Source organism: Herbaspirillum sp. BH-1, from assembly GCF_002870055.1.
Classification (GTDB): domain Bacteria; phylum Pseudomonadota; class Gammaproteobacteria; order Burkholderiales; family Burkholderiaceae_D; genus Herbaspirillum; species Herbaspirillum frisingense.
On the sequence record NZ_PKOI01000038.1, the window covers coordinates 1 to 9,895 of the forward strand.

Annotated in this window: 11 protein-coding genes; 8 read left to right on the forward strand and 3 right to left on the reverse strand. The window is 61.7% G+C overall.

The annotated features are described in order from the left end of the window. Positions 1–475: 475 nt before the first annotated feature. Positions 476–1,252, reverse strand: coding sequence for an enoyl-CoA hydratase (locus tag HBH1_RS24535; RefSeq protein WP_102664735.1), 777 nt, complete (start codon positions 1,250–1,252; stop codon positions 476–478). Between the two features lie 214 nt (positions 1,253–1,466). Here HBH1_RS24535 and HBH1_RS24540 point away from each other — a divergent pair, with 214 nt between their 5' ends. Further along, entirely contained in the window at positions 1,467–1,904 is a 438-nt protein-coding gene (locus tag HBH1_RS24540) for a universal stress protein (RefSeq protein WP_102664736.1), read from the forward strand. A 74-nt stretch (positions 1,905–1,978) separates the two neighbouring features. On the opposite strand, the gene HBH1_RS24545 is transcribed toward HBH1_RS24540, so the two are convergent. Continuing rightward, a complete protein-coding gene (locus HBH1_RS24545) occupies positions 1,979–3,229 on the reverse strand; it encodes a murein transglycosylase A (RefSeq protein WP_102664737.1) in 1,251 nt (416 codons plus the stop codon). On the opposite strand from HBH1_RS24545, the gene HBH1_RS25305 reads away from it, so the two are divergent. Continuing rightward, entirely contained in the window at positions 3,228–3,392 is a 165-nt protein-coding gene (locus HBH1_RS25305; protein ID WP_166758470.1) for a hypothetical protein, read from the forward strand. The two genes, HBH1_RS24545 and HBH1_RS25305, sit on opposite strands and share 2 nt — an antisense overlap. Before the next feature lie 32 nt (positions 3,393–3,424). Here the strand turns inward: HBH1_RS25305 and apaG are convergent, their stop codons facing one another. Beyond that, positions 3,425–3,799, reverse strand: a complete 375-nt coding sequence (gene apaG, locus HBH1_RS24550; protein WP_006465097.1) for a Co2+/Mg2+ efflux protein ApaG — start codon at positions 3,797–3,799, stop codon at positions 3,425–3,427. 210 nt (positions 3,800–4,009) lie between these two features. Here apaG and rpe point away from each other — a divergent pair, with 210 nt between their 5' ends. From rpe to trpC, 6 genes are all read left to right on the forward strand, one after another. Continuing rightward, complete coding sequence (gene rpe / locus HBH1_RS24555; protein WP_006465098.1) at positions 4,010–4,675, forward strand: ribulose-phosphate 3-epimerase; 666 nt, start codon at positions 4,010–4,012, stop codon at positions 4,673–4,675. Positions 4,676–4,744: 69 nt separating this feature from the next. Beyond that, the gene (locus HBH1_RS24560; RefSeq protein ID WP_102664738.1) at positions 4,745–5,425 is read left to right on the forward strand and encodes a phosphoglycolate phosphatase; all 681 of its coding nucleotides are present in this window, start codon (positions 4,745–4,747) and stop codon (positions 5,423–5,425) included. Positions 5,426–5,769: 344 nt separating this feature from the next. Further along, positions 5,770–7,266, forward strand: coding sequence for an anthranilate synthase component I (trpE, locus tag HBH1_RS24565; RefSeq protein WP_006465100.1), 1,497 nt, complete (start codon positions 5,770–5,772; stop codon positions 7,264–7,266). After that, complete coding sequence (locus tag HBH1_RS24570) at positions 7,267–7,842, forward strand: aminodeoxychorismate/anthranilate synthase component II (protein ID WP_077235926.1); 576 nt, start codon at positions 7,267–7,269, stop codon at positions 7,840–7,842. Between the two features lie 38 nt (positions 7,843–7,880). After that, entirely contained in the window at positions 7,881–8,918 is a 1,038-nt protein-coding gene (trpD, locus tag HBH1_RS24575; RefSeq protein ID WP_077235927.1) for an anthranilate phosphoribosyltransferase, read from the forward strand. A gap of 16 nt (positions 8,919–8,934) precedes the next feature. Next, positions 8,935–9,735 (forward strand): indole-3-glycerol phosphate synthase TrpC, encoded by an 801-nt coding sequence (gene trpC, locus HBH1_RS24580; protein WP_102664739.1) that lies wholly within the window; start codon positions 8,935–8,937, stop codon positions 9,733–9,735. The last annotated feature ends 160 nt before the right edge of the window (positions 9,736–9,895 follow it).

A 9,895-nucleotide genomic window follows, 5' to 3' on the forward strand; every position in this document is an offset into this window, starting at 1 on the left:
TTTAAAGATCATCTGCATCAAACGCGCCTGGCGCTGTTTGCATCGCTGCGAATCGTTGTGTTCGTCAGCAGCAGAGAAACGAGATTATGTAGCAGTTAGTTCATCGCGTCAACTACTTTTTTGCGATTCGTTTTAAATTTTTTCGTCTCGCTTTTCACTACCGCTCGACTACTTCCATTTAAAACGTACTTCAAACTGCTTCACTACTCACCTGCCTCGCCCACCTTCGTCGCTCTGTTTTTCAACTTCGCTTCGTGTGTCGCGTCAGCAGGGGGCGAACTATAGCAACGCGCCCCACACCACGCAAGCACTTTTTGAAAAATATTCGAAAATAATTTAGCCAAGCCGGGAAGCCGGCATGGTCGATGCCACGCAAACCCATGCCCGGCATGGCTTTGAGCTCAAAATCTGAAAACAGAAACTCTACAAACAAAAATGGCCGCCCTGGCGGGCGGCCATTTTTCATCTTATCTATTCAGGCATTCTTGAAGACTGCCGGCCGCTTTTCCAGGAAGGCTTTCATGCCCTCCTTCTGGTCTTCCGTCGCAAAGCAACTATAGAAGAGTGCGCGTTCATACCGGATGCCATCGGCCAGGCTGCTCTCAAAGGCCCGGTTGACGGAATCCTTCACCATCATCGCTACCTGACGCGGCATCTCGGTAATGGCCACTGCCGCCGCCATCGCCTCGTCCATCAGCTTGTCTGCGGGAACGATGCGCGACACCAGTCCGGCGCGTTCGGCTTCCTGCGCATCCATCATGCGCGCCGTCAGCGCCATGTCCATGGCCTTGGCCTTGGAAACGGCACGTGGCAGACGCTGCGTGCCGCCGGCACCGGGAATGATGCCCAGCTTGATTTCCGGCTGACCGAACTTGGCGTTGTCGGCGGCGATGATGAAATCGCACATCATCGCCAGCTCACAGCCGCCACCGAGCGCGTAGCCGGCCACCGCTGCAATGACCGGCTTGCGGACGCGACGCACGGTTTCCCAGTTACGGGTAATGAATTCCCCGTTGAAGACGTCCATATAGTCATAGCCCGCCATCACGCTGATATCGGCGCCGGCGGCAAATGCCTTTTCGCTGCCGGTGACGATGACGCATCCGATCTCATCCTGGGCATCGAATGCCAGCAGGGCCTCGCCCAGTTCGATCATCAGGGCATCGCTCAGTGCGTTGAGCGCCTTGGGGCGGTTCAGGCGGATCAGGCCAACCTGGCCGTGCGTCTCGACCAGGATGTTTTCGTAGCTCATGTAGGTCTCCTTCTTATGGATGAATCGGGGAACCGCCCGGACGTGGCACAAACCCGGTACGGCGATGTGCAAGAATAAGCCAAAAATAATGAGGAAGTCCGACCTGGCGCAATGACTGCCGATAATTTCATGCGAGCAAGGCGGCACCAGACTATATTGGAGTCATCTAACCACCATCACGCGTGAACCAAACTTCATCGACAAGGAGGCCTCCATGTTCAAGACCATACTCGTACCCACCGACGGCTCCGAACGTTCGGACAAGGCCATCGCCACCGCTGTGGATTACGCCAGGCACTGCGGCGCGCGCCTCATCGGTATCTCGGTCGCGGAACCGTACCCATTCTCTCCACTGGCCGAAAGCTCGATGGCCATCGATCCCGCCCTCTACGAGGAAAACGTCAAGACCCTGGCCAACCAGCACATCAAGAAGATCTCCGATGCTGCTACAGCAGCCGGCGTGCCATGCCAGACCGAGATCGTGATGTCCTTCAACCCGGATGAGGAAATCATCAAGGCTGCCCAGCTTCACGGCTGCGATGCCATCTTCATGTCCTCGCACGGCCGCAGCGGACTCTCGCGTATGTTCCTCGGCAGCAAGACCCAAAAGGTGCTGGCACACTCCACCATTCCAGTGCTGGTACTACGCTGACTGGCCCCTTCAACGGGAAAAGCCTGGTCCATTTCCGGACCAGGCTTTTTCATTACTCCGAAGAAATCTGAAGTTCAGTTACCACCAGGCGGATTCATCCCCTTAGGCAGCAGCACCCACATCATCCCCCGCTGCTTCATCGAGCCCGCGCGGTCCTCGGCTTCGTCGCCAAAGCCCCAGAAGTAGTCTGCACGCACCACGCCGCGAATGGCACCGCCGGTATCCTGTGCCACCACCAGGCGCTGGAGCGGCCTATCGCTATTGGGAAGGGTGGTCGCCAGGAAGACCGGCGCACCCAGCGGGACATGCTGCGGATCGATCGCGATCGAGCGCTGCGGCGTCAACGGGATACCCTGGGCACCCTTCGGCCCCTTCGACGGATCGGGCAGCTTTTCCTCCTTGAAGAAGACATAGCTGGGATTGGCGTTGAGCAACTCTTCCTTGCGCGCCGGATTGGCCTGAACCCAGGCCTTGATGTTCTGGGCCGACGCCTGGGAGAGCTCCATCTCCCCCTTGTCCACCAGATAGCGGCCTATGGATTTGTAAGGGCGGCCATTCTGGTCAGCATAGGCCAGGCGAATGGTCTCGCGCGACTCCGGCAGATAGACCCGGCCGGAACCTTGTACCTGCAGGAAGAAGGCCTCCACCGGATCATCCACCCACACGATCTCCTTGCCAGCCAGATTATTGCTCTGCATCAACTCGGCGCGGGTGGGATAGGGTACTACCTTGCGCCCCACCACCTTGCCGCGCAGGCGCAGGTTCTTCAATTCCGGATAGACGCTGGCCATGTCGATGGTCAGCAAGTCATCGGGAGCCTGATACAGCGGCGTCTGGTAAGGCCCGGCACGACGGCGCGAACCGCGCAGCAGCGGCTCGTAATAGCCAGTGACCAGACCGGTATCGGTACCGTCGGGGTTGAACAGCTGGTAAGGCGTGAAATAGGTCTCGAAATACTGGCGCAGGAAGCCCAGGTCGCCGGCATTGACCTGTTGGGCTGCACCACAGGCGGCGCGCCACTCCGGCTTGCGGATCAGCACCGAGCAGGAAGACTGCAAGGCCGGCCAGGCCTCGCGCAGGTCATCATTACTCCATCCCGGCAGCTGCGAGAAAGTGGTGGCGCGCATGGCCGGCCCCGGCTGGACGGTCGGCTTGGCCGGCGGCTGGCTCACCGGCGGCGTGGTCAGCGGCGTGGTCTGGCAGGCCGCCAGCAGGACGGCGACCGAGACTGCCAATGCGGGTACACTGAGGCGCCTGAGCGAGGCCAGGCTGAAGGAACGATTCAAGCGATTCAAACGATTCAATGACATCGGAGACAAATTCATGTTGTGGTTGATCCTGGAGGCCTGCGCCGCCTTCTTTCTGCTGGTCTTCATCGTCTGGTGGACCATGTTCTCGGGCCGCAAGGAAAAGAACGGCAGGCCAGTCACCCGGCAACAGCAGGCGCAGCAGCAGGCACGAGAGCAGACAGACAGCGACCAGCGCTGAAAAATCCGCTGGTCACCTCCAAAACCTTCATTTCAATGCAGCGTGCGCGGAAGGGAAAGGACGAACTCGGGAATCCGGGCATCGAACTGTTCGCCATCCTCGGCCACACAGAAATACTCGCCGTGCATGCTGCCCTGCGGCGTCTTGAGCGAGGTACCGCTGGTGTATTCGAACTGTTCGCCCGGTTGCAGGAAGGGCTGATGGCCTACCACACCCAGCCCGCGCACTTCCTCGACGTGGTTGTTGGCATCGGTGATCACCCAGTGGCGCGAGATCAGCTGGGCCGGCACGGTGCCGGTGTTGGCGATGGTGATCGCATAGGCGAACACGTAGTGCGAACGCGATGGATCGGATTGTTCCTCCAGGTACTGGGTCTTGACCGTCACCGTGAACTCGTACGCTGCCATGGGATTTTTCCTGTGTTGTCGTTATGTCGGGCCGCGCACGAAGAAAACTCGCAGCGACCATCCCCGATTGCACACGAATTCGTCACGCAGCGCAAGCCGCAACGTTCCGTCAGCGCGTCAGCGCCCGGCGACAGGGTAAAATAGCAGCTTTGCCGCCTCCGTGCCGAACGCCGGGGCCGCCGTCGATTCAGCCATCCTTTTTTTACAGCCATGCCGACCTATCGTATCGCCCCCAGCATCCTGTCCGCCGATTTCGCCCGTCTGGGTGAAGAAGTGCGCAATGTCGTCGCCGCCGGCGCCGATTTCATCCACTTCGACGTGATGGACAACCATTACGTGCCCAACCTGACCATCGGCCCGCTGGTGTGCGAAGCGATCCGCCCACATGTACAGGTCCCCATCGACGTGCACCTGATGGTCAAGCCGGTGGACCGCATCATCCCCGACTTCGCCAAGGCCGGCGCCAACCTGATCACCTTCCACCCGGAAGCCTCCGAGCACATCGACCGCTCGCTGCAACTGATCCGCGACAACGGCTGCAAGGCCGGCCTGGTGTTCAACCCCGGCACGCCGTTGCACTATCTGGATCACGTCATGGACAAGCTGGACATGGTCCTGATCATGTCGGTGAACCCCGGTTTCGGCGGCCAGTCCTTCATTCCCGAAGCGCTGAAGAAGATCGCCGAAGTGCGCCGCCGCATCGATGAATCCGGCCGCGACATCCTGCTGGAAGTCGATGGCGGCATCAAGGTCGAGAACATCGCCGCCGCCGCCCGTGCCGGTGCCGACACCTTCGTGGCCGGCTCCGCCATCTTCGGTAAGCCCGACTACAAGGCCGTGATCGACGCCATGCGCGCCGAACTGGCGCAGGTCTGAGCCCGCCCCTTCTGCCTTTGCCCCAACCCGCCACCCATTGACGAACCGACCACGAGGTTTCCCGCGCACATGAGCAAGCTGACCAACATCAAAGCCGCCATCATCGACCTCGACGGCACCATGCTGGACACCGCAGCCGACTTCCATGTCGCAGTCAACCGCATGCGTGCGGAGTTGGGCCTGACGCCCCTGTCGCAGGAAACCATCGTCAACTTCGTCGGCAAGGGAACGGAAAACCTGATCCGCCGGGTATTGGCCGTGGACTATCCCGAAGACGAAGCGGCGCAATACTTCCAGCAGGCACTGGATGCCTATACCGAGCACTACCTGGCCATCAACGGTGACTACTCCTCGCTCTACCCGGGCGTGCTCGAAGGCTTGCAGGCCATGCGCGAGAAAGGCCTGCGCCTGGCCTGCGTGACCAACAAGCCGCTGGCATTCGCCGTGCCGCTGCTGGAAAAGAAGGGCCTCTCCGGCTTCTTCGAGATCGTCTATGGCGGCGACTCCTTCCCCCGCAAGAAACCGGACCCCATGCCGCTGTTGCAGGTGTGCGAGGATTTCGGCCTGGCCCCGGCCCAGGTGGTCGCCATCGGCGACTCCAGCAATGACGCCCAGGCCGCCCGTGCAGCGGGATGCCGTGTCCTGAATGTTCCGTATGGATACAACCACGGTGAATCTATACACGACGTCGATTCGGATGGTATAGTTTCGACGCTTGTAGAAGCAGCGCAGCAAATCTCGGTGGATTGACACCCTGTCAGCCACCGGTCGATAGACCAAAGATCGAACCGCGACCCCACATCCATGTTTCGCAACAACAAACGTACCGCACAAACTACAGCCGCCCCTGAGGCCTGGCTGTGGCGACGCTGGCAATTCCAGGCTCAGTGATTGACGCCTGGACCTGGCCGCACCTGCGCGCCGGGTCGTTTGTTGTAGTACCGCATCCCCTGCATTTCCCGCAATTCAAACAACGACACCGCTGACGAGAGTCCGCACCTGTCCACGTGCTTCGTGTGCATCGCGCTCATTGCGCCTGCGCGCCGCCCGGTGGCCAGCGCTGCGTACCCTACAATGGCGGTCTGGAGTGAAACATGACCGAACTCGAATTCAAATCGCTGGCCACCGAAGGCTACAACCGCATCCCCCTGATCGCCGAAGCCTTCGCCGACCTGGAAACCCCGCTGACGCTCTATCTCAAGCTGGCCCAGAGCCACAACACCGGCAAGAACACCTTCCTGCTGGAGTCGGTGGTCGGTGGCGAGCGCTTCGGCCGCTACTCCTTTATCGGCCTGCCCGCCTCCACCAAGATCCGCTGCAGTGGCAAGCAGATCGAAGTCCTGAAGAATGACGTCGTCATCGAAACCGCCGAAGGCAATGCGCTGGAGTTCATTGCCGAATACCAGTCCCGCTTCAAGGTCGCCATCCGCCCCGGCATGCCGCGCTTCTGCGGCGGCCTGGCCGGCTACTTCGGCTACGACGCGGTGCGCTATATCGAAAAGCGCCTGGAAGACAGCGCCCCGCCCGATACCCTGGGCCTGCCGGACATCCAGCTGCTGCTGACCGAAGAACTGGCCGTCATCGACAACCTCTCCGGCAAGCTCTACCTGATCGTCTACGCCGACCCTACCCAACCGGAAGCCTTCTCCCGCGGGCGCCAACGCCTGCGCGACCTGCGCGCCATGCTGCGCCGCCCGGCCGATGCGCCGGTCACCACCGGTTCGGTGCGCACCGAGACCATCCGCGAATTCCCCAAGGATGAATATCTCAAGGCCGTAGCCCGCGCCAAGGAATACGTGATGGCCGGCGACCTGATGCAGGTGCAGATCGGCCAGCGCCTGAAGAAGTCCTATGTCGATTCGCCGCTGATGCTGTACCGCGCGCTGCGTTCGCTGAACCCCTCGCCCTACATGTACTTCTACAACTTCGGCGACATGCAGATCGTCGGCGCCTCGCCGGAAATCCTGGTGCGCAACGAATCCATCGGCGAAGGCCAGAAGAAGATCACCATCCGCCCCCTGGCCGGCACCCGCCCGCGCGGCTCCACCATCGAGCGCGACGAACAGCTGGCCCGCGAACTGCTGGCCGACCCCAAGGAAATCGCCGAGCACGTCATGCTGATCGATCTGGCCCGCAACGACATCGGCCGCATCGCCACCACTGGCAGCGTCAAGGTCACCGACCAGATGGTGATCGAAAAATACTCCCACGTGCAGCACATCGTCTCCAACGTCGAAGGCATCCTCAAGCCCGGCATGTCCAACCTGGATGTGCTCAAGGCCACCTTCCCCGCCGGCACCCTGTCGGGCGCGCCCAAGGTACGGGCCATGGAAATCATCGACGAGCTGGAACCCAGCAAACGCGGCATCTACGGCGGCGCCTGCGGCTATCTCTCCTTCGGTGGCGAGATGGACGTGGCCATTGCGATTCGCACCGGCGTCATCAAGGATGGCACGCTGTACGTGCAAGCCGCCGCCGGCATCGTGGCCGACTCGGTGCCGGAAATGGAATGGGAAGAAACCGAAAACAAGGCGCGTGCTGTGCTGCGCGCCGCTGAACAAGTGCAAGATGGCCTGGATGGAGAAATCTAAATGCTGCTGATGATCGACAACTACGACTCCTTCACCTACAACCTGGTGCAATACTTCGGCGAACTCGGCGAGGAGGTGCTGACCATCCGCAATGACGAGATCACGCTCGATGACATCAAGAAGCTCAATCCCGAGCGCATCTGCCTCTCCCCCGGCCCCTGCAGCCCCAAGGAAGCCGGCATCTGCGTGGACCTGTTGAAGGAATTCTCGGGCAAGCTGCCCATCCTGGGTGTCTGCCTCGGCCACCAGGCCATCGGCGAAGCCTTCGGCGGCAACATCGTGCGCGCCAAGCAGGTCATGCATGGCAAGACATCGAAAATCGCCCATACCGGCGTGGGCGTCTTCAAGGACCTGCCCTCGCCCTACACCGTGATCCGCTACCACTCGCTGGCCATCGAACGCGCCACGCTGCCGGACTGCCTGGAAGTGACCGCCTGGACCGATGACGGCGAGATCATGGGCGTGCGCCACAAGCAGTTCGAGCTGCAAGGGGTGCAATTCCACCCCGAGTCCATCCTCTCCGAGCACGGCCACGCCCTGCTCAAGAACTTCCTGACCGGCAGCGCCCACGGCTGAGGCCGCGCCGGGACCACGACACCAAAAAGAGACCAGACATGCCTATCACCCCGCAAGAAGCGCTGTTGCGCTGTATCGAACACCGCGAAATCTTCCACGACGAAATGCTGACCCTGTTCCGCCAGATCATGGGCGGCGAGATGTCGCCGGTCATGATCGCTGCCCTCACCATGGGCCTGCGCGTGAAAAAGGAAAGCATCGGCGAGATCGCCGCCGCCGCGCAGGTCATGCGCGAATTCGCCACCAAGGTACCGATGGCCGACACCACCGGCCTGCTGGACATCGTCGGCACCGGCGGCGACGGCGCCCACACCTTCAACATCTCCACCGCTTCCATGTTCGTGGCTGCCGCTGCCGGTGCGCGCGTAGCCAAGCACGGCGGACGCAGCGTGTCCTCCTCCTCGGGCAGCGCCGACGTGCTCGAAGCCCTGGGCGCGGACATCAACCTGCAGCCGGAACAGGTGGCGCAATCGATCGCCCAGAGCGGCATCGGCTTCATGTTCGCCCCCAACCATCACGCCGCCATGAAGCACGCCGCCCCGGTGCGCAAGGAGCTGGGCGTGCGCACTATCTTCAATATCCTCGGGCCGCTGACCAATCCGGCCGGCGCCCCCAATATCCTGATGGGCGTATTCCATGCCGACCTGGTCGGCATTCAGGTACGCGTGCTGCAACGCCTGGGCGCGCAACACGCCATCGTGGTCTGGGGGCGCGACAACCTGGACGAAGTCACCCTGGGCGGCGCCACCATGGTGGGCGAGCTGGTCAATGGCGAGATCCGCGAATATGAAATCCACCCGGAAGACTACGGCCTGTCCATGTTCGCCAGCCGCAATCTGCAGGTGGCGAACTCGACCGAGTCCAAGGAGAAAATCTTCGAAGCCCTGCGCGGGGAACCCGGTCCGGTGCACGACATCGTACTGATCAATGCCGCCACCGCCCTGTATGCCGCCGGCGTGGCCCCCTCGATTGCCGATGGCCTGGCCACCGCGCGCGCCACCATCGCCTCCGGCGCCGCCCGCGCCAAGCTGGACCAGTTCGTGCAAGTCACGCGCCAGCTTGGCGGCAAACACTAATCCGACAAGGAAGCCCATGTCCGACATCCTCAACAAGATCCTCGACGTCAAGGCCGAGGAAATCCGCATCGCGCAAAAGCAGCGCGACCTGGCCAGCCTGCGCCGCGACGTCGAAACCGACAGCGAGCTGCGCTCCGAACTGCGCAACTTCGAGACCAGCCTGCGCGACAAGATCGCCAACGGCCAGGCCGGCGTGATTGCCGAAGTCAAGAAGGCCTCCCCCTCCAAGGGCGTGATCCGCCCCGACTTCAAGCCGGCCGAGATCGCTGTCAGCTATGCCGCCCACGGCGCGGCCTGCCTGTCGGTCTTGACCGACGAGCAGTTCTTCCAGGGGTCGCCCGACTATCTCAAGCAGGCCCGCGCCGCCTGCGCGCTGCCGGTCCTGCGCAAGGATTTCATGGTCGATCACTATCAGATCTACCAGGCTCGCTCCTGGGGCGCCGATGCCATCCTGCTGATCGTGGCCGCGCTGGACCACGGCCTGATGGCCGACATGGAAGCCTGCGCCCACGAGCTGGGCATGAGCGTGCTGGTGGAAGTGCATGACAGCGCCGAGCTGGATGCGGCCCTGAAGCTGAAGACGCGCCTGTTCGGCATCAACAACCGCAACCTGCGCACCTTCGAGACCACGCTCGATACCACGCTGGGCCTGCTGCCGCGCATCCCGCCGGAAAAGCTGGTGGTCACCGAATCGGCCATCGCCACCCCGGACGACGTCAAGCGCATGCGCGACGCCGACGTCCACGCCTTCCTGGTCGGCGAAGCCTTCATGCGGGCGCCGGAACCGGGCGTCGAGCTGGCACGACTGTTCGCCTGAACTGATCTTCGCGTGCAGGAAAAACCTCGCCCGTGAACTGCACCCCAAAAGTTGGACATAAATCCAACCTTTGGGGTGTTTTTTATGGCGAAGTACGATGTGAAGTTCAAGCAGGAAGTAGTGCAGAAATATCTGGCGGGAGGCAGTGCCAGAGGGCTTG

What these genes read in the sequence shown, in the direction of transcription:
- HBH1_RS24535 (WP_102664735.1), bottom strand. Translation starts at nt 1,252, where the DNA reads ATGAGCTACGAAAACATCCTGGTCGAGACGCACGGCCAGGTTGGCCTG.
- HBH1_RS24540 (WP_102664736.1), top strand. Translation starts at nt 1,467, where the DNA reads ATGTTCAAGACCATACTCGTACCCACCGACGGCTCCGAACGTTCGGAC.
- HBH1_RS25305 (WP_166758470.1), top strand. Translation starts at nt 3,228, where the DNA reads ATGTTGTGGTTGATCCTGGAGGCCTGCGCCGCCTTCTTTCTGCTGGTC.
- HBH1_RS24545 (WP_102664737.1), bottom strand. Translation starts at nt 3,229, where the DNA reads ATGAATTTGTCTCCGATGTCATTGAATCGTTTGAATCGCTTGAATCGT.
- apaG (WP_006465097.1), bottom strand. Translation starts at nt 3,799, where the DNA reads ATGGCAGCGTACGAGTTCACGGTGACGGTCAAGACCCAGTACCTGGAG.
- rpe (WP_006465098.1), top strand. Translation starts at nt 4,010, where the DNA reads ATGCCGACCTATCGTATCGCCCCCAGCATCCTGTCCGCCGATTTCGCC.
- HBH1_RS24560 (WP_102664738.1), top strand. Translation starts at nt 4,745, where the DNA reads ATGAGCAAGCTGACCAACATCAAAGCCGCCATCATCGACCTCGACGGC.
- trpE (WP_006465100.1), top strand. Translation starts at nt 5,770, where the DNA reads ATGACCGAACTCGAATTCAAATCGCTGGCCACCGAAGGCTACAACCGC.
- HBH1_RS24570 (WP_077235926.1), top strand. Translation starts at nt 7,267, where the DNA reads ATGCTGCTGATGATCGACAACTACGACTCCTTCACCTACAACCTGGTG.
- trpD (WP_077235927.1), top strand. Translation starts at nt 7,881, where the DNA reads ATGCCTATCACCCCGCAAGAAGCGCTGTTGCGCTGTATCGAACACCGC.
- trpC (WP_102664739.1), top strand. Translation starts at nt 8,935, where the DNA reads ATGTCCGACATCCTCAACAAGATCCTCGACGTCAAGGCCGAGGAAATC.